The 20047-nt window shown below is 58.9% G+C and carries 10 protein-coding genes; 2 read left to right on the top strand and 8 right to left on the bottom strand.

Going from position 1 to position 20047, the window contains the following annotated elements; translation table 11 throughout:
* Nucleotides 1-179 precede the first annotated feature (179 nt).
* Genes AC1DJT_RS19540 through AC1DJT_RS19530 form a run of 3 tightly spaced genes read right to left on the bottom strand, consistent with a single transcriptional unit; the run spans nucleotide 180 to nucleotide 6905 of the window.
* The gene (locus AC1DJT_RS19540) at nucleotides 180-1865 is read right to left on the bottom strand and encodes a nuclease-related domain-containing DEAD/DEAH box helicase (RefSeq protein WP_476834695.1); all 1686 of its coding nucleotides are present in this window, start codon (nucleotides 1863-1865) and stop codon (nucleotides 180-182) included.
* Nucleotides 1865-3724, bottom strand: coding sequence for a DrmB family protein (drmB, locus tag AC1DJT_RS19535; protein WP_476767893.1), 1860 nt, complete (start codon nucleotides 3722-3724; stop codon nucleotides 1865-1867). Before drmB ends, AC1DJT_RS19540 begins: the two co-directional genes overlap by 1 nt.
* Entirely contained in the window at nucleotides 3714-6905 is a 3192-nt protein-coding gene (locus AC1DJT_RS19530) for a helicase-related protein (RefSeq protein WP_476834694.1), read from the bottom strand. Before AC1DJT_RS19530 ends, drmB begins: the two co-directional genes overlap by 11 nt.
* 573 nt (nucleotides 6906-7478) lie before the next feature.
* On the opposite strand from AC1DJT_RS19530, the gene AC1DJT_RS19525 reads away from it, so the two are divergent.
* A complete protein-coding gene (locus tag AC1DJT_RS19525) occupies nucleotides 7479-7625 on the top strand; it encodes a hypothetical protein (RefSeq protein WP_476767895.1) in 147 nt (48 codons plus the stop codon).
* A gap of 153 nt (nucleotides 7626-7778) precedes the next feature.
* Here AC1DJT_RS19525 and AC1DJT_RS19520 read toward each other — a convergent pair whose 3' ends face one another.
* Nucleotides 7779-8246, bottom strand: coding sequence for a very short patch repair endonuclease (locus AC1DJT_RS19520; RefSeq protein WP_476767896.1), 468 nt, complete (start codon nucleotides 8244-8246; stop codon nucleotides 7779-7781).
* A gap of 79 nt (nucleotides 8247-8325) precedes the next feature.
* Between AC1DJT_RS19520 and AC1DJT_RS19515 the strand changes: the two genes are divergently transcribed.
* A complete protein-coding gene (locus AC1DJT_RS19515) occupies nucleotides 8326-9855 on the top strand; it encodes a DNA cytosine methyltransferase (protein ID WP_476834693.1) in 1530 nt (509 codons plus the stop codon).
* 15 nt (nucleotides 9856-9870) lie between these two features.
* Here the strand turns inward: AC1DJT_RS19515 and AC1DJT_RS19510 are convergent, their stop codons facing one another.
* From AC1DJT_RS19510 to AC1DJT_RS19495, 4 genes are all read right to left on the bottom strand, one after another.
* Nucleotides 9871-15003, bottom strand: coding sequence for an FtsK/SpoIIIE domain-containing protein (locus AC1DJT_RS19510; protein WP_476834692.1), 5133 nt, complete (start codon nucleotides 15001-15003; stop codon nucleotides 9871-9873).
* Between the two features lie 12 nt (nucleotides 15004-15015).
* On the bottom strand, nucleotides 15016-16308 hold the full coding sequence (locus tag AC1DJT_RS19505; RefSeq protein ID WP_476834691.1) for a hypothetical protein: 1293 nt from the start codon (nucleotides 16306-16308) through the stop codon (nucleotides 15016-15018).
* A gap of 19 nt (nucleotides 16309-16327) precedes the next feature.
* The gene (locus AC1DJT_RS19500; RefSeq protein WP_476834690.1) at nucleotides 16328-18145 is read right to left on the bottom strand and encodes a hypothetical protein; all 1818 of its coding nucleotides are present in this window, start codon (nucleotides 18143-18145) and stop codon (nucleotides 16328-16330) included.
* 269 nt (nucleotides 18146-18414) lie between these two features.
* Nucleotides 18415-20047 (bottom strand): DEAD/DEAH box helicase (locus tag AC1DJT_RS19495; RefSeq protein WP_476834689.1); only part of this gene is annotated, 1633 nt, incomplete at its 5' end.

Genomic DNA, 20047 nt, shown 5'->3' with positions numbered 1-20047 from the left:
AGCCTGCATCGTCAATGACGGCGTCGTTCACAACGAAGCTGCGTGGAACCAGGGTCGACGGCCGGAGGGCTTGGCGCATGGCATTGATTCCTCATGTGAAATCAACGCCAACCGAATCCAGAATTCCATCAAAAGTGAGTCAGAGCCAAACTTGCATGCCGAAACACACAGGAGTGCGCTCAGTTGTCGCGCAACCCTTCCGACAGCCACTTGGCTTCGCCTCGGGACGACACAACGCAGAGATAGGCCCGCGCTCTCGAGAACGCGACATAGGCCAGTTCGCGGCGCTCCATTTCGTCGCCGCTGACAATCATGATTATTGCCGGTCGTTCCAGACCCTTGAACCGCCGCACGGTATCCACGACCACGTCTTCGAGCGCCATGGTTTCGGCATCTGTAAGCGGAACGCTGGTCCCGCTGCTTCTTTCGAGAAAGCTCGTCCGGACGGCTGGTCCGTTGACAAGCACGGCTATGTCACCAGGGGCCACTTCCTCGTGGAACACGAGCCTTCGAAGCTCCCTGTATGCCGCGTCGACCTTTGCATCAGGATTCTCGGCATTGATCCATGAGACCTCTAGACCATCGGGCCCGTCCGCGATTATCTCAGGGCCCGAATAATGCACAGAAGCGGCATTATGGATGTTCTTCGTGTTGCGGAGATTTCGGGAAAGCCGAACCGGAACGACGCTCAGATCATGAACGCCATTCCCCGCGCTCTCGTAGACCCTCTGGTTGCTGTCMATGAATACACGGAGTTGTCCACCGTGGCTCAGGCAGGCATCGATCGCGATCCACCAGTTGGCGCTGAAGTCCTGGCCTTCATCGATAATGATCGTGTCCCACCTGAGTGCGGGCTGTATCTCCATCGCGCGGTAGAGCGCATTCGGCAGCGCGCCTTCATAGAGTTCCCGTTCACTGATGTTGGAAGGCGTTTGGACGCCCGCCTGACGTGAGATGAGCCCGCACAGCGCGTGAAACCCGGCTACCGTAAGGTTTTCGACGTCCTTCAGATTCCGCTCGAGGTTGGTTGCGAGAGGTCGGCTGTGACAAGTCAGGAGGGTCTTCCTTCCAGCCGCGGCAGACCTAAGTGCTTCCTCGATCGCCAGCACGGACTTGCCGGTTCCTGCGCCACCACGGATGAGCGCCCGTGTGATATCGGCGATCGCGTCTAGGACATGGTACTGAGACGGTTCAAGGACGCGGAACTCCGTGTCGGCTTCCGCGATAGCGGCACCGATCCGGAAGCTGAGCGTGAAGGGGTGTGCCAGCAGTCTTTCAAGTGCTGCGATGCCATCATCACCCAAAGCTTCGCAATTGCCTGGCCGTCGCCCTGCCTTCAGCCGGTCGTCTAGCCATCCGCGAAGTCCCTGCTGAAACTGGCGCGAACAACAGAAGATCGAGGCCGGGCGATCAGCTCCGAGATGGCCGGGTGGAGAGCCGGTACTTGGAAAGATCGCCCCATGGGCGGCATGAATGAAGCGCTTCGGCCACCTCGTTGACCCGTTGAGTCGTTTGAGGATTTCATGCTTTGCGCTTCGCGCCTGCGCCACCGGATCCTTGATCTTGTGGACGAAACCACCGTGATCCGTGCTGCGCCACTGACCGTCCCTCGGGTCGAACGTGATTTCTTTCCCCCCCTTGACTTCGATCGCGAGGATGCCGTGGTCGGGGTGCGCGATCAGGAAGTCGCATTCGCCATCCTTCTCGTTTCCCAGCCTGTCGGTGCCCAGCCAGGGACTCGAGTAGAAGACATGAAAGGTGTCGTCGAGAACTTCGGCGAGGCGATCATATACACGGACCTCTGCCCGGCGCCTCGGATCATCCAGTACCGAACGGGGGAGTTTCCTTGGCCAGAGCACTGCCATCAGCTTCTCCGAAGCATGTCTTCGAAGTATCCAAGGCCCGAACCTGTCCCGTCTCCGGTCAGCAGCGCGCGGTCGAGGAAGGTGTTGAAGGCTTCGCAGGACGTCTCGGGAGCAAGGCAGCAGGCGTGGCAAACCGAATGCGAGTAGCTGTTGATCGCTCCCATCATGTCCGTGATGCAGAGCGGATCGGAGGAGCACCACTCGATCGCGTCGATCGCACGTTGAAGGACGCCCTCGATGCGAGCCGCCTTTCCTTGCCGTTCGAGGCCGCCGAGCGTTCCGTCCGAGTCCGGTGTTGCGGTATAGATCAGAAGCCCGGCCATCTGCTCTTCGTCAGTTCCGGCATAGATCCTCTCCTGAAGGGACGCTGAGGAATATCCGCACTCCAGCGTGAGTTGGCGCATGAGCGCGTGCGCGAGGGTGTGGCAGAGCATGTAGCGTGGGATTATCGCTTTAGGCGGCTTGCCGTCCTCGCCATAGCGTTCCCTCCAGTCCGCCTGGTGTCGAATCTGGCACTGGGAGACGCGTGCAATGACATCCGGTCTGCTTTCCCAGTTCGACAGCCGCTCCTCATTCAGTGCGAGGAAGATGCCTTCGCCGCGAACCTCGATCGCTGGGAGCCATTCAAGCGGATCCTTGGAGAGCCGTGCCACCTCGGGCGAGTCCGGATCGCCGGGCGGATTGATCCGGGTGAACCCCTTGATGGCACGGACCTCACGAAGGCGCACAGCCCGTACCACCCGGGATATCCATGGAGCTATCTCCGGGGATACTGCTTCTCTACGGGTTTCGAAGTCGATGTCCGGCGTCCGACTGCGACCAGGTTCGGTGACGAACTGTCGATATTCTGCCGGACGCAGGTCGTCGGTTCGCAGCTGTCCGTATGACGTGAGGCGGGCCCGGATCGCCTCCGCCAGTTCCGCGGGTGACATTTCCAGCTCCTTCAGGATGCTCTCTAGATCACCCTTTGCCAGGAAGCCGATGTACTCCTCCAGCTTCGTTGGGTCGTCGAGGTTTGTGAGTGAACTCCACCAATCACCCAGAACTTCCTGGAGACGGTCGGACCAAGGCGGAATGCTGAGGGCTGACTCCGTAACCGCGAAGTACAGGTTGGACGCGCCTCGCTGAACGGCATACTGCTCCCTGCCGCAAGTTTCTTCGCCATCAGCCAGCCACGGTCGATGCCCCCGGCATTTCGGACCACGTTCCCACGTCTTCTTCGAGAATACGCCGTCCATCGACCGGCGCGCGCCGCACTTCTGACAACTGAGGATGAGACCGGCAAGGCCGGGTTTCTCGGACCGCAGGATTAGGCCGGGATGACGCTCCGTGTTCTCACGCTGCGAAACCGGGCAATCCGACTTATGACCTACCCACCAGTCCCAGGGAAATTCGTCGACGTGGCCATGCTTGCAAGCCATGACGAAGCGTACGGGGATGACAAAGACCTTGCTTTCGCCATGGGATTTTTCCGTGCAGGTCGGGCAGTATCGATAGGCCTTGCCTGGATCGTTCTTCCATCGCCGTTCCGGCTTGATGACATCGCAGCTTGGACATTGCAGCCATTTCGGGAAACGCACGGCGACGAGCCGCCGGGTATCCGGATCGTCGTCCTTCCCCCGCTCGACTGTGACAGGAGGTGTCCGGAAGCCCTTCACGCCAAGCTTCTTCTGCAGGCGTGTCTCTCGGATGACCTGAGGGTGGGCCAGACCAGCCGGAGGAAAGGAGCGGTCCCATTCCTCGAGCCCTGCAGCGATACCCGAAACGGCTCCTCCACCCGCCCTGAAATCCACCACGGAGCCAGGGCCAAATGTCGAAACGACTGCGCTGCGACGCAGATCCTGAAGATCATTCTTCATGCGTATCATCCTTCGCCCTGAGGACAGGGGCCATCCGAAACGGGGTTCCGGCCTCGACGGTTCGCATGGAGTTGAGGGTCGGCCACGCGGCGCCTGTGTCGCGGCCGGCAGCCCGGCGGGCGGCAGCGCGTTCGGCACTCTGGAGAAGGGATTTCCCTCCCTTGTAGTCGCTCCAGTAGACCGCCGGGGACCTTGCTCTCCAAGTGTCGAGACGGCGTTCAAGCTCTTCCCGGACGGCGGTCTCTTCGGGATCGATGCGCTTCGCACGCTCGACGATCAAGTCGATGAGGTCCATCGCCTTGTCTTCTGCGTCATCTTCCATCCGCGGAGAGTCCAGCATGTCGGGAACAAGATGGCGTACCGCGGCCACCAGTGCTGCATGCAGTGCCCTGTCGCGAGCCCGTGATGCGAAGGGAGTAACGCTGGTTGCTTCCACATCCCTGTAGAGGGTGCGGTGCCAGCTGCAGAACGCCTCGAAATGCGAACGGTCGCGCGCCTTGGCGTTGTTGAGGACCGAGACCACAAGTCCGCTCACATCCCCCCGCCCGACACGGCTGGTGGACTGGATGTACTCGGCGATGGTCTTGGGTTGCCCGTTGACCAGCATCAGTCCCAGTCGGGAAATGTCCACGCCGACGCTGACCATGTTCGTCGCGAGCACCGTATCGACTGCGCCCGGGGAGCCGACCTTGATGTCGAGGAGGTCGAGCATCTCGCGGATTTCTTCTTGTGTCCTTCTGGAGGTCAACTCCTCGACGTTGCTGAGGGGTCGTCGCTCTTCGGAGCGCGCGTCAGCATAGAGCGCGATGCTGTCGGTGACGTCGTCCTGCATGAGGACGAGCGCGCCGCCAAGCTCGCGAAGCGAATTGAAGTACCCGACGAGCGTCCAGTAGGCGTCCCGGCGAACATCGTCGCTGAATGCCCCGAAAGCCGTTTGCAGCAGGGAGCCTGCGACGGCCTGCAGGGTGAACTTTGCCGATCGACCGGCCGTCGTGACGCCGAGATAGCGTCTTCCCACCGCCTTAGGCCGCCGATCACGAACCGCAAAACCGGAGTCGTCATGATCGATCGCCGGCGGGGGGAACTGGAATGCTTCGCGATCAAACAGGGCTAGTACCTGCTCCGATGCTCTGCGGATCGTTGCCGTCGAGCCGATGACCTTTGCCCGATGTCCACGCGCGGCGAACATCAGGTCGAATGCGGCCTCATATGCCCCTGCGATCGTGCCGAGGGGACCGGAGATAAGGTGCAGCTCGTCCTGGATTATCAGGTCAGGCGGAGAGCCATCCGAAACACCGAACAGGCTGTTGGTTCTCTTCTCGCGGACGATCTGCGCGAACTTGTCGGCCGTTCCGATGAGCAACGTCGGCCGGTTGTCGTAGACATCCTCGTCTATAGTGAAGACAGGCAGGATTCCATACATCTTGCACGTGCTGTTCGTGCATTCGGCGTCAACGGGTGAGGTGGCGCTCGCCATCGACCATTTCAGTTTTTCGCCACAGGCGGGGCAGCGGGCGAGCTGCTTTGGTGACGCAACCTCCGAAGAGCCACGAAGGGAAGCGAATGCATCTGCGCGCTTGTTGGGAGTGGCGTCTCCGCCAACCCACAGGCCGATCGAGAACGGCCCGTCACCTCGAAGCGGCAAGCCGTCTGGAGACGCCACCCGGCCGGTGCGTATGGCCTCCAGAGCCACGATCATTGCGGCGGACCGTGCAAACTGCTGGGTCGTGAGCAGGCGAAGCGTATAGCGCATCAGGGCGCAGACACCGCTGTGGTCGTTCGGATCATCCGAGAGGCGGCGATACACGGCGATGCACGCGATCAGAGCAAGGTATGCTTCAGTCTTGCCCCCACCGGTGGGGAACCAGAGAAGGTCCATGACCCCTCGGTGCTCGTGATCGCGGGCCACCGACGATGGTGCACTTAGGAGCAGAAATCCCAGCTGGAACGGCCGCCAGCGCAGTGGACCGTAGCGGCTCTTGGAGCTGTCCCACGAGTGCTGCAGGCGCATGGAGAGGTTTGCCAGCTGGAAGGCTCGCCGAAGCCGTGGATTGGCGCCGAGTTCGACGGCTGATGCCCGCATACGCCCGAGCGCCTCCTCGCACCGGGCGAGATGAGCCTCAACGACGTACCTCAGCTCGGGACTCACGTCCGTCACGTCGTCGAGTCGTTTCCGCTGCACTTGTACCCAGCGGTCGTAGGCGTCGCAGAATAGCTCCAGTCCCTGCTGTAGGGTCGCCGTATCGGCGAAGGCTAGCTCCTCCGCAGAGAGCGGATCGAACGACCCGCTCTCATTGCCAAGCTCGGAAAAGAAGGCATGACCGTTCGGATCGACGCCCTCGACGATGGCTGACGGGAGCCAGGTTGTCCCGACCCATCGTGCACTGGGGCGCACTCCGCCTGGTTGGCTCACGGACTCCCACTCGGCCGAGCATACGTKACCGATAGCGAACTCCGCTACGTTCCTGTAAAGTACTGCCCCGCTTTCCTCGTCGCTGACTGAGGCGGTCCCCCCGGTCCCCCCTTGACGCATCGACGTCGAGCGACGGGGAGGCTTCGGTATCAGCAGAGTCCCCTCGCACGGTTCGATGCGAAGCGCCGTCTGGAAGAGCGACGCGGCCTCGATCTCGTTTCGGTCCTGCTCTGGAACTACCGAATTCACGAGCGAAAGGGTGACTAGAACGGCACCACCGGCATTGATGCATCGGACGCTGAGTGAGACGTTGGGCAGCCCTTCACCTTGTTCCGCAAGCGCAATCTCGCGCRTCGGGCCGGGCGGCAGGTCGAGACCTGCAATCTCGACCCGGTGTGGCTGTCGAACCCAGACGTCGAGGTCGTCACGCTTTTTGAGCCGGTAGGTGGCGAAGCTGCAGATGACCCGCACTTGTGGTGTGCGGTTGCATGCAGCGCTGAACGATATGCCTGCCACGGACGGCTTCTGAATCGACCCAGTTCTGACCGCATCGCTCTCGCCGTTGCTCTCCTCACCCGAGCCGGCGCCCGCGGTTCCGAGGCGATCGTCATCTTCCCCCGCCATTGCCGTGCGCTGGGGCCAGAGGATGCCAGTGAGATAGACGTCGGATGGACGCGCCGTCAGTTCCTCGTTGTGGGCACGCGGTCCGATCAGGTCCTCGGCGAGGCGGCAGGCGACGACACTTCTGTCCTGTGATTTATCCTGCATGAGCGCTAAGTCCGGTCAATTCTGTAAAAGGGGAATGCTGCAATTCAAGGTGTCAGCACAAGTCCGGACGATGCCCATGGGTCATTCAAGGTACCAAGAATACTATATTCAGGAGCCAAACCAATCGATGAACAATTTTTCTAGTCGATCCGGTGTCTTGTAAGTCATGCCGCCAGAGTCAGATGATATTTATCCAATATAGTTCAAGAATCTCGCTGTCATGATGCCAGCACATGTCCCGGCTTCGTTCGAGATAATGCCATACCTGGATGCGATATCCAGGTGCATCTGTAGATAGTACGCAGTGACAGCATTTGCGCCTCCAGCGAGAAAATCCTGAGCGGCCCCCGGCGGCCGACGATCTCCTAAGCTTCGTCAACTACGACATGCTCGATCCTAGAATACTCATCAGCCAAATCCTCGTCGGACCTCAGCAACGCATTTAACGCGCTCGATATTGTCATCGTAGGACCGTGTCAGACGGGCATTCGGGCCGTTCCCGGATTGGACCGCCCATGCATGGGAGTCGATTGTTACGTTATGAATGGCATAGAATGCCTCGCCGACGTACGAATGCAAGCGCGTACGGTCGCCGCCAAGCGCAGCGTCTCGGCCTGGACCTTCGACCTCACTCCCGGCTCGGAGAAGGAGATCAAGGTCGCCTACCGGCTGAAATGGCCGGGCGATCGCGAAGTGGTGTTCGAGCCGCGGGTGACCTGAGGCAGGAAGGCTCCGGCGTCATTCCGGACGAAGTTGCTCGACCTTGTGAACCATTGGGGCCGAGCATCCACGTCGTGCGATGCGGATGGCGGGCAACGACGTGGTGGATGGTCGGGGCTTACCGGTCAATTGCCTGCCGCGCCGCCGTTCACGTCAAGGGGCGATCTCAATGGCGCTGTCGGCCGACAAATCGCCGATCTCGATCTCACGTTCGTCCGAACGTAGCCAAGCCGACAGGAGTGCGGTCGAGAAGGCCACTCGATCCGGCTTCCGCAGACCGCATTCCCACACAGTTGCCACACGCCAACCATCTTTCAAAAGCGCCCCACGAACAGCGCGGTCCCGCGCGACGTTTGCTTCGAATTTTGCCTGCCAAAATTCGGAACGGGTCGACGGGCTGGTCGCGTAACGACAGCCCGCGTGGCGATGCCAAAAACAGCCGTGCACGAAGACAACTGCGCGATGTCTCGGAAGAACGAGGTCTGGCCGCCCGTGAACCTTCATGGAATGAAGCCGGAAGCGGAAGCCGTGCGCGTGCAACGCCCGCCTAACAACCAGTTCGGGATTCGTGTTCTTTCCCCGTATTCCCGACATCATCCGGGAACGGGTCTGCTGGTCCACGATGTCTGCCACAAGCGCCCTGGTTTTCGTCTCGGAAACTCGTATACACCGCCAGAATGAAATTCGTTAGGAGCCTGATTTGCCTTCCGCTTTCGGCATTGTCGATCTGTTTGCCGGTCCGGGCGGACTCGGCGAGGGTTTCGCGTCTCTTGGCGAGGACGGACCTGCGCCATTCCGGATCGGTATTTCGGTCGAGAAGGAGGCATCGGCCCACCGAACTTTGACGCTGCGCKCGTTTCTCCGAGAATACCGGGCTCGGCACGACACCCTGCCCTGTGAGTTCATCGACTTCCATGCAGGACTGATCCCAGAACCGGACTGGTCGGCTGTCGACGCGGACGCATGGCGCCTTGCCGCCGACGAAGCTCGCGCGCTGGAACTCGGCACCGAGGCCGCTGCGAGCGCGATCGATAGTGCCATCGGCAAGCTGAAGAAGAAGTCCGACGACATGATCCTGATCGGGGGACCGCCCTGCCAAGCCTACTCCTTGGTGGGGCGCGCTCGGGCTAGAGGCAAGGTCGGCTACGTGCCCGAAGAGGATGCGCGGCACTACCTGTTCCGCGAGTATATCCGGGTGCTCGACAGGCTTCGGCCCGCAGTGTTCGTGATGGAAAACGTCAAGGGGATGCTTTCATCGACAGTTGAAAGCCGCCTTGTATTCGAGATGCTAATGGACGATCTGTCTTCGCTCGGCACAGGTCGCGGTCATCACTACGAACTGCACGCGATCCGGGTAAAGAATGGAAAGGCCAGCCTTAGAGAGGCGGCGAAGCCGGCGGACTTCATCGTCTGCTCCGAGGAATTCGGAGTCCCGCAGCGACGCCACCGAGTGATCATTGTCGGCATCCGGTCCGATATCGTGGGCAAGACCACTGAAGCCGAGATCRCCGTCTCCGGAAAGAAGCGGACGGTAAGCGACGCTATCGGTACGATGCCGGCCCTGCGCAGCGGCATCAGCCGTGGCTTAGACTATGCGGCTGCCTGGCGGACCGAGGTCACTGACGCAGCAAAGCAGCTGGCCGGCATCTACAAGGAGAAGGACAGCCCGCTCGGTGAGGCGTTCTTGACCATTTCAAAGCGACTGAGGGATGGTTCGCCGTCGCTTCGGGCAGTGTCATGCCTGCCCGAGAGCTACGGCGCTTCGGACGATGAGCTGCTGCGTTGGATCGAGCGGCCCGATCTGCGCGCAATTGCCCAGCACGAAACACGCGTGCACATGACGTCGGATCTTGGACGTTATCTGTTCGCCGCGGTATTCGGGAGCGTGCACCGCTACAGCCCGAAGGCGGCCGATTTTCCATTGGCTCTCAGTCCGGATCACCGGAACTGGCACAGCGGCGTCTTCAATGACCGCTTCCGCGTCCAGCTGGCCGGCGAGGCTTCGACCACAGTCACGAGTCACATCTCGAAGGATGGCCATTACTTCATTCATCCCGACCCGATTCAGTGCCGCAGTCTGACCGTGCGCGAGGCTGCCCGGCTGCAGACTTTCCCCGACGACTACCTGTTCCTCGGCAACCGCACACAGCAATACGTCCAAGTGGGAAACGCCGTCCCCCCATTTCTTGCACGGCAAATCGCAGCGTTGCTGAGGACCGTTCTCGCTTGAAGATTGACTGGCATGTCAGACCTTGGCGCACTGAACCCGGGTCAAAATACCGCTTTCTTTGAAGAACGCGTCCCCCTTTCCGGTCAGAGACTCCGCTCCTGGATCATCCATGATGACCCGGCTCTCAGTAGAGCTCTTTACTCGCAAGGCAAGCTGTGCGGGAAGGTTTGACCTCAAATTTGTACTGATAACAGTAGAATCCGGCTTCTGAGTGGCAATAATGACGTGGATTCCAGCTGCACGAGCCTTCTGAGCAAGGCGCCTCAGATGTGCTTCGATCGTCCTTTTCGCATCCGGGTCCGATGTCAGGTCTGCATACTCATCGAGAACAATGACCCACCTCGGAAGTMGTTCGCCCACAGGTGCTTGGGCGTTATAGTCCCCAAGTGTTCTGACGTTGGAGCTCTTGAACCTAGCATAGCGGGCCTGCATTTCCTCGACGGCACGCAATAGTATTTCTATCGCATCCTCCTCGTCCCAGCCTATCTCGCCATCAACATGTTCGGAATCCGAGAGATGTTGAAGCTCTGTCCCCTTCGGATCGATAAGCTGCAGTCGAACCTCGTCCGGAGAATAATGTTCTGTCAGTCCGCCGAGGATTGTGTTCAGGGCCTCGGATTTACCGCTCCCCGTGGTACCGCCGATAAGAAGATGCGGGGAATTTGACGAACTGAAGTCGATCTCAACTACCTTGCCAAAGCGATCCTCCCCCAAGGGGACCTTCAAACCGAACTCCGGTCGCTTCCAGCGAGACCAGAGATCGGCTGCATCGACGAAGTATCGGTCTCTGTCCAGCTTCGGGACATCGATGGTCATGTAGCCCTCGTCGATGGCGAAGCGGATTTCCTGCGACGCATTTAGCTTGAGCGCAAGTTTCAGGGCATCGCTTTTCTCAATCAGCTTCTTCGGCTCGACGCCCCTGCCGGGCAGAAGCCGGAAGAGGATCGATGCCGGACCTTCGATGGCGTGCTCAACTCCGGGCTCGGCTTTGTTGACGCTGATGCCGTACTGGCCGAAAGTATCCAGTATTATTTGATACCTATGATCAAGCTCCGCCTTGCCCAAATGGCCACGGCCGCTGCCGACATCAGTTTCTTCGGCCTCGGGTATGGGTTGATCCTCKGCGACTTCGGCATCAACGGTTTCATCTTCTGAAGGAGGTACGGGGGGCGTTGGGACATCGATGGGAGATTCCACATCGTCCTCCGTCATTGACAGAGTTGACGGTTCCGTCTCCGCGTCTTTCCCTAGCGCTGATCCATCGCCCGCTCCGGTCGGTTTGAGAACCGAAGGATCAGCGAGCCTGTCGAGCAGCGCGCTTCCTCCGGTCTTTACAATCTGAACGCGTGGGTCTGCGTCGTACGCCTCGATGGTCATTTCTCGAGGGTGGGAGTACTCGCAAATGGAATACAGCCCTGCGATGTTCACCGACGCGAAGTCGCCCTCCCTAAAGAGGTTTCTGATTTTCTCGGACACTCGGGAGCGTCGCGGCATTCGTCCTGAGGTTGTATAAAGCGGAATCAAGACAGCGTTTTCACTGACGGTGTCGACTGCCGAGAGGAGCGTGTCTCTCCAGAGCTCACCATCCATGGGATCCTGTTCAGGATCCTGCGGGAAGACAGCATTGAACATTTGCAGGGTCTTGCGCACCTGCTCCGCCCCATGGGCCTCGTAACCGGAGCGTCTTAACTTGCTTTCCAGTATGAGCAGGTCGACCGAAAGACCATCGTCCCCAAGACTCACCGCCAGCCTGATCATGTCCGCACGCATCGAGTTTGCCGATGCGAACCATTCCGGATGCTCATCGAGGGAGATCCAGGCGATGAAGCCCTCCTTTACAGAGGCTGAGAACTGGTGGTCAGCGATCTGCCGGGCTATGCTCAATCCAAGAATTTCCTCGGTCACCCGCGATATTCCGAGCGCGTCGAGGGTCAGCCGCGGCGAGATCTGCCTCGCCTCGTCGTAGATCTTCTGAGCAAACTGTTGCGCCTGCTGCTCCGCAAGCTCCTGTCTCCCTATCAGAACGGCAATCCGCTTCAGTTTCCTTGTGAGGCGATCGATTACGAACTGCTTCCCGGCGTTAGACGACACTATCAGGGTGAACAAACCGCCCGGTCCGACACCATCACGCAGTGAAAGCACTTCCGGACGGGATTCGAGCCTTTCAATCTGCTCTCTCGTAATGTGACGTTCGACTGTGATCACCCAGTGCGAACGCTTATGAAGGGCCCCGAAGAAGCGTGCGGTGTTGTGAAAATTGATGCGAATGTCGATGAAGTCAGTCGCTTCAGGGCGATCCGCGGCAACAGGGTTCCGACGTTCGTGCCTGACCACCAAGGTCGACCAGTCCGAAAGGGCCGTATCGGACATCTTGGGTCTCAACGACACCCACAGGGCCGCGGCGCCGGCTCCCGAAGCGATGTAAGTCGGATCATCGAGAAGAGGATCAAACTTCCCGATAGACGTTGACTCGTCCTCGGTCTTCGCATCCGTGCTGATGTGATCGTCAAGAAACTGCGGAACAATCGCAAGGTCGCAGACAAGTCGTCCCAGTTCCTCGTCTGCGTCTATCTTGACCTTTTCGAAATCATGAAGATTGAGCTGCACGGGTGGAAACAAAGCTCCCTCTCCTGAGAGCCGGTTGTCGGTGTCCACCAATTCGAACTGGCGAGCCGCTTCATCCCAGCAACTCTTCGGCGCGACGAGCTCGATCGTCATCGMCAGGTCCTTGAATTCACCTTGCCGAACCCCTTGGACAATGTCGGCTGGAAGTGCGCTGGCACCGCCGGTTACAATAAGTGTTCTCAGTCCGTCAGCCTTGTATGGATGAGCGTGGAGGTATGCTGTTATCTGGCGGACAATTTCCGCCACGAGGCTTGAGTGAATCCTGTCCCCAGATGCAGTGCCCCCCGACGAGGCGGCTCTCTGGAAGGTCTCGGTCCACCCTCTTTCGCCGTCCGCAAAGAGAACATGCCCGTCTGCGGCCGTGTGTATCGAAGGCTGCTGATGCGGCGAAAGCCCCTGGATCCAATTCAGATACAGGCTCTCATTCTGCTCGTTTAGCAGCAGAAATCCTTCGATCGCACCCGCCGCAAGCTGTGATGACTTCGCAAGGTAGGCCGCAATCCACCTAAGCTTCAGTGGGTGTGACTGAAGCATGAGCACGCGGTCGCCGTCGAAACCCTGCACGCAATCGGCATTCAGGAACTCTATCATGCCGACCGGGACCTCACCGTCCGGGACAAAGGCTCTGCGCGCCTCTGCTAGCAGAGCTGACCACTGATCAAATACGTTGTTCAGCAGCTCAGAGGATAGGCCAGCCTTTTCCGCCTCATCTCTGAACCCCGAGCGAATCGCCACCAGCCGGTTAATTATGGGGTGCTTGAGAACCTCCTCACGAATTGGTCGCGCTTTACCATTCTCAAAAGAGAGAACGCGATGAGCCACTTCCTCGATCCATGCCTCGCCGCGCCGGTTTGAGGGAGCGTGGAGCTCAGCAGTCACATCGCCTCTATCCTCCCCGCAAACGGATATCCAGAACAGCGCGAGATAGGGCAGGTCCTCAGGTAACCACTCGACCGCAATTCCGCTGTCGAGCTCCGTGCCATCTTCGGCATTCACAAGAATGAACTCGAGTGGAACAGGCAGCCAAGCCGTTCCCTCGTCCTCCTCCGATGAGGTGGTATTGGAGTTCTCGGCGTCAGGATCCATTTCCCTCTTGAGCGGCGGGACGGGGCTTTGCCTCGTCAGGCGCTCATCGACATCTAGGAAAACGGAGCCAATCCCATCTGCCAGTGAATTTCGAACTTCGATCAGAGATCCTCCGTAGAGGAACGCAAACAGTCCAATCGCGGGCGCATGTTGATCGTTGGCACCTGCGCCGGCTCGAAGCTCGATCCTGAAAACGCCATCCTCGAGGTTATTGTCTTCGCGAAAATCTCGGGCAACCTGTGAAAGCTTGATCAGCGGGTTCTGGATCCTCTCCACGGCAGGCGCAGCAAGTTTCTCGACCATCCGGAGCGTCTGCTTCGACAGCAGGTCTTTCAACGGCAACAAGCTGGCGTCCGCCGGCTCGCATTCGAGAAACTTGCGAGCGTCGTCGCCAGATCGGTTGCCCAAGCCGACCTCCACCGCGAGTTCATCAAACTCCGGCTTTCTCGCGCGAGCGCTGTCCATGATCTCCTCGGCCACGCGCCGTCCGAGGGGGAGGCCTTTCACGTCCTTGCTGAAGATTTGCTCGAAGATCCGATAGGGAATCCTTTGTCGCCTTTGGCGCGTAGGATCTAGGCAGCATTTGGAGCATTCCTCCCGCCAACGGGTCTGCTCATCGGGCCGATAGGGTTCGCCTTGTTCGTCCACAAACTTAGTTCTGAAGCAGTCCTGCGCGGTCTTCTCGGCATCAAGGTCCGACGACGGCGATGCAGCAAGTTCCGATCTCAAGAGGTTCAAAGAGAGGCGCCGCGCCAAGCGTCCGGAACTCTGACGCCATTGCTCGTCGGGGAACATATCGAGATGGACAAGACATCTGCCGACCAAGGCATTTGTTTCCTCAGGCGAATAAACACCGAAGCCGGAAACGACATCCTGCGMTGCAGCCGATAGGAAGCCTGCGAACTTCCTTACGGGAACAGTCATGTCCGCGGCGTTGAGTTCTCGGAGAACCTCCACGAGGCGGTCACGCAGGAACTCGTTGGCCTGAGGGTTTKGAGAGCCTGCGATGCGTAGCGCCTGTCTGACCATTTCCTCKGGAACCAGGAACTCCCCTTCCTCGTCGAACGTGCCGTCGAGAAAGTTCACGTCTCGAAGGGTGAAGAGGTTCTTTAGGCCCTGCTCATCGCTCTCGACCTTCGTCTCGATGTAAACGAGGCCGTGTTCATTGTTATTCCGATAGTACGTGATGGAATGGTCGGGGTCCGCCCTGAACTCACTCGGGAATTCCTCATGGGAGTCGCTTGCAACGAGAAGCCGGACACGCTCGAGGCCGTGACCGGCGCTTTGAACCTGCCACGTGCGAAGGAACTCAAGCGACTCGCCTCTCGTAAGATTCTTCAATCTGAACGAATTTCGGTCAGATTCATCGCCGGCAGAGAAGCTTCTGGCAACAATTTCGAAAGCTGTACTGGCAATTAATTTCTCAATTTCGTTCATTTTTGTATCCGATCAAGAATCTGATCTTGGCCTAACCATTCTAGTTGCATCGGAATATTGGGTTGCCAGTCCGGAAGCGATCATTTGAAGCGCCAATTGCGTCTCGTTTTCTTCGAAAATGCTGGCGTCGATTGAATTCACCAAGCCCGAAGCCTCGGCGGCGCCACGACCAACCGCAATGCCGAGATAGTCATAAAGAACTTCTGTCGCGAACCTCTCGAATGGCATCTCCGTACCTCTCGGAATTGTCGCCAGCACGATCATCTCGAGGGCATCAACAGAAAGCGTGAAGTGCTTTCGTCCCCGCCAGGCATTCAGGAATCCATTTGCCGCGGCCGTAGCCCAGAAAAAGCTGCGGATCTTGTTTCGCTGGGCATTCGCGATCTTTGGCTCCGCCTTGACGACCGCGTTGACAATGTTGCCGAGAACCTCCTGCAAACAGCGTTGGGATACTCGCCGCAACTGCGGACTGCCCGCCCCGCAGTCACAGATGATCGGGCTTTCATCGAGGTCGAGGCTTTTTCTCGCGCGCCGGTTCTGCATGAGAACGAGCCAGAGTGCGGTCCACCCCATCACTGCCCGTATCTTTGCAACAGAGGTCGCGTCCTCCTGCTCGAGAATGTTGAGGATGCCGTTGCAGTAGACATCTTCGAAATCATCGACACTCGCGCGCGTGGCCTTTTCGATATCATCGATGCTAGGGTGCGCGTCTGTCTTGCTCTGTTTGTTGATGAAATCGGCTAGGATTTCCAATGGGCTCCCTGAAGTCGCCGCATAAAGTCGCTTGAAGCCGTCTCTGATGCGTTCGAGACGTGCTGGGTCTKGGACGGACCTCAGGATCTTGAAGGCCAGAGCTCCTCCACCGCGAAGGTAGAGGCGCTCAAGGCGGATCTCTCCGTATCTCTCCCGTGCATCCCAGTGAATGAGCGATGGTGTGTATGGGAAGAAGTGCGCCCTCGACCACTTGGGTTCCTTGGTTCCATTGGGGATTTCCAACTGAAGACAACGGAGCAGCTCTCGCAAAGTCTCTTCCGCGGCCATGTCGTCGAGGAGCACATTGTGCCGTCGCGGGTCATCCTTGAAGCTGGCATCCCAGACCAGCCGTCGTCCGAAATCGTGCGACCGGCGGGTGATCTTCACCACATCACTGGTAGGAAGCGGATCCCCGCCCTCACCGCAGTAGACGAAGTTCAACAGCTCAAGGCCCGGGTAGTGTCCTGAGGCATCGAAATCGAGGACACCCCCGAACAGCTCGCGGGAGACGTCGGGCCCCTTTCGGATCTTCTCGTCCGAGACATCYTGCATTGTCCGGCCTATTCCTTGTTCAGGCTCCGGCACCGACCTGAATGGTGCTGCCGTCAATGGAGATGGTCTGGGATCGACCGCCCCTAATAAGATTGATCTGATCCGAGCTTGCGTGGGCCGACTGCGCAATGCGGCCAAGGAAGCTGACGACGCGTCGGATGTCGTGCTCGTAGAACTTGGTCGGCACGTGGCCCGCCGCGGCCCTTAGAACGCAGTCGAACGTCATCAGGTCGAGCAGCAGATCATGCGCTCCGCCCTGTTGATCAACAATTCGCAGGACCACATGGCGGTCGATCCAGTCGACGCTTTCCTTTACATGATGGATTACCTCGTCACTGCTCCCCCATTTCTCGGAAAGTCTCATCAGGTCGACATTTGCTGGCTTGATCCTCGCAGCCAGAATCGCTGTTCCCGACATCGATCTTCCGAAGGCCGGATCGACAAGGTGCAGCGTKGGTGTTTGTTCCGAGAACTGGAGCCCCTGAATGTGGTGCAGTCCGGCGATCACTCTCTTCTTGAGAAGAGTGCGTTCGGGTACGTCCATCTGGTCATGGATGATGGCAAGAAAATCAGCACCATAAGAGAAGCCAAGGTGGGTCATGTCGAGGGCGTCGCCGATGCCGTCGATATAGGCTCGGCGCCTGAGCGACCTCACTACGCGCGTGACGTTTTCGGCTTCGTCTGCCCTCTGCTTTTTGTTGCGGGGATCTCCAATGATTTCATCAATTCCATCCGCCGCATCGATGAGATCATCTGATGATGTTGAAGGTGCCCGAAACTGTAGGTCCAATTGGCCGTGARCAAAGATCCCCTGCTGATTGACTATGCGCTCGTCAATTTCCCTGATTGCCCGCCTTCCCGGGTCAAGTTTGGGAAGTTGTTGCATCAAAGGCAGGCGTTTTAGCTGTTCCTTCGAAAGCGTATCGGGTGCCGCGAATGCTAGGTTGTAGAACGCGTAAGCCTGCTGCCAGCCCTGCTTGCGGCGCCGCCTCATCCTGTGGACGTCTTCACACTTCAGCCCGCCGGTTAGCAAATATGCGAACGCCATCAACATGTCGCGGATGGTTATCACGTAGCCTATCCGCTCCAGCGTCGCGAACAGAAGTCGCAGCTTTTCCTTTCTTATCGCCGCCACTCCCTCGTCGGCACGTTCAGAAAGCATTTCTCTGTTACGGCTGATCGGGCAGGCAGCACGAGCGTCGCAATCGTGGCAGCTCCTCCACCGCACACCAGAGGTCCAGTCGCGAAGGGCGCGGTCTCCTAGAGACTGTCCGTCACTGCCCGCCGCCGTAGACTGATGGTTCAAGTTGACAATGTGGATGCGTCCATCGTGACTGGCTTTTCCGTCATCGAAGGATGACCCGAAACTCTTGAGCAATTCCGCGCAATGCGGTCCGGCCTTGCTCGACGACAGAACGGCTCGGAGCCGTCCTTCGTTAGCGCAGATGATGGTCACTGCCTCGCCGCTGCTCGACGCTTCGACGAGGGTGGCCGCGATCTCAGGAGCAAATTCGGAGAAGTCCTTGAAGATGCGCACGGCGCGGTCGCCAGATCTGCCGTCTTTTGGCTTTATGACCTTCCTACCGTCGCAAGCCTCGTTAATGAGTTTTCTTGCCTCCTCCTCATCATAGCCGAGGAGGCTCTCGATTACTCTTCGGCACAGATGGGTTTTTCCGTGGCCTGCGTCACCGGTCAAAACAACGACGTGAGCGCCGGATTCGGCGGCATCAAGCACGTAGCGATATGCGACGGTGTCGAGATTCAGCGAGTCGTTTGCGACTTGGTACTCTTCATAGATCTGGTCATGAGAAGGGTCGAACGGCAGAAACCGTGCCATTCGGTAAACGTGGGGGTTTTTGTTCTCTGGCAATCCGCTACTCCGACTCGCTTCTTTGGGATCGAAAGCAACCCTGATTCGCCTCCGCCGAGAGGTCCGAGTCGATTGTTAGTGGATGGTTGGCCTGGGCGCCAGCTAGAGCGGCGTACTACGACCACGCGATGAAGGTCTGCAAAGGCCTCGATTTCGTGGCCCTGGCGCCGATCTCGCTGGATGCCAGAGGCACTTCTTAGACGCTCCTGACGGAGCAATAAGACGACACGCAACGTTCACGGAACCTCCACGGACCCGTCCGCGTCAAAAACGGGAGGATCGAAGCGATCCCGTTTGAACATTGCGTCCATCGCCGAGCGAAGTGCGTCGGCGCCAGTCGTAGCTTCTCCCGAAAGCAAGATGCGCTGCAACTCGCCGACGTCTCCGGCAGTATCGCCCATCGGCCAAAGTGCTGCGCTCGCCAAATTTCTCTTCCGCTGCATCAGGCTCTGCAATAGGCAGTCGAACGAGTGTTCGCGATAGCCGCTATGGATCGCCATCGGAATATGCACCGTTACGGCGCTTGTTTGACCAATCCGGTGCGTCCGGTCGTTACACTGCTCCTCGACTGCTGGATTCCACCAGCGCGAAAGATGAATGACGTGTGTCGCCGCCGTCAAAGTCAGTCCCGTGCCGGCCGCCTTGGGGCCGAGCACGAGCAGATCGAAGCCTCCCTCGTTCTCAAGATGCCTTTGAAATCGGTTCACAATTGCTTGGCGCTGCGGGATCGGAGTGTCGCCATTGATGAGGTCGACTCGCTCCAACCCGAATTCAGAACGCACGAGCTCGATGAAGCGAAACTGCATCTGGCGATGTTCAATGAAGACAAGCGCGCGCTCGCGCTTCTCTGCGATCCTACGGAGAATCTCGAAAGTTGCCTGCAGCCGACCAGAAGCTTCGATGAACCCCCCATGGGAATCGCCGTCGTGCAGAACGGGGTGAACCGAGACGCTTCGAATGTGATGGAGTGCTTTCAGGGCTGCGCCCAAGCCACCTGTCGCCAGCTTTAGCTTTGCATCCTCATAAGTGGTTTCTTGAAGCGCCGGCATCAAGCGGGGATGCAGACGGCGCTGCTTAGGCGGTAGCTCGCGCGCAACGTCTTGCTTTAGTCGACGCAGGGCAAGCGGCGGGGCCAAGTCGGACGGCTTGAACACCCTCTCATGAAGCTGCTTCATGTTATTGCTATCGGGCGCACCAAACCGTTCACGATAGTCGGGCAGCGTACCAAGCGCACCTCCGGCGAGGTTGTCCATGATCGCCCAAAGATCCTCTACGCTGTTCTCGATTGGCGTTCCCGTAAGTCCGATGCGAAAGTCGGCGTTCACTGCGCGCCCTGACAATGCGCGCAAGCTACCGGGGTTCTTGAGAGCCTGAATTTCGTCGAAGACGGCGGCCGAAAACCGAATGCGCTGGAAGGAATGCTGATAGTTGCACAGCGTCGTATAGGTCGTCAGCAACCAGAAGCGATGACCCCGGCCCTCGGCAATCGCCTCCTTCAGAAACTCCAGGTCAAGCTTGATCTCGCCCGCGTCGGTGTCCCGCCCCGAGGCCCCGTGAAACCGTCTACTCTGCGTGCTGCCTCCATAAAGCCGGATGAGATGACCTAAGCCTGGCTTCTCTAGATGCCGATCGACCTCCTGCTCCCAGTTTTGCAAAAGCGACGTCGGTGCGACGACGAGAACGGGTCCTCGCTCGCCGCTGGCTGCTTTCGCCATGTGTTCCTTGAGCCAAGCCAGGAACGCGATCGTCTGAAGCGTTTTTCCCAGGCCTTGCTCATCGGCATTCAAAATGCCCGGTAGTCCTGCCTTCCACGCGGCGATCTGCCAGGCAACGCTCTCAATTTGGTGCTCCTTCAGAGGAGTGCGGATG

The organism is Allobosea sp. 05T422_2 (assembly GCF_056396265.1).
This window is presented reverse-complemented; position numbering and strand designations above follow the sequence as displayed.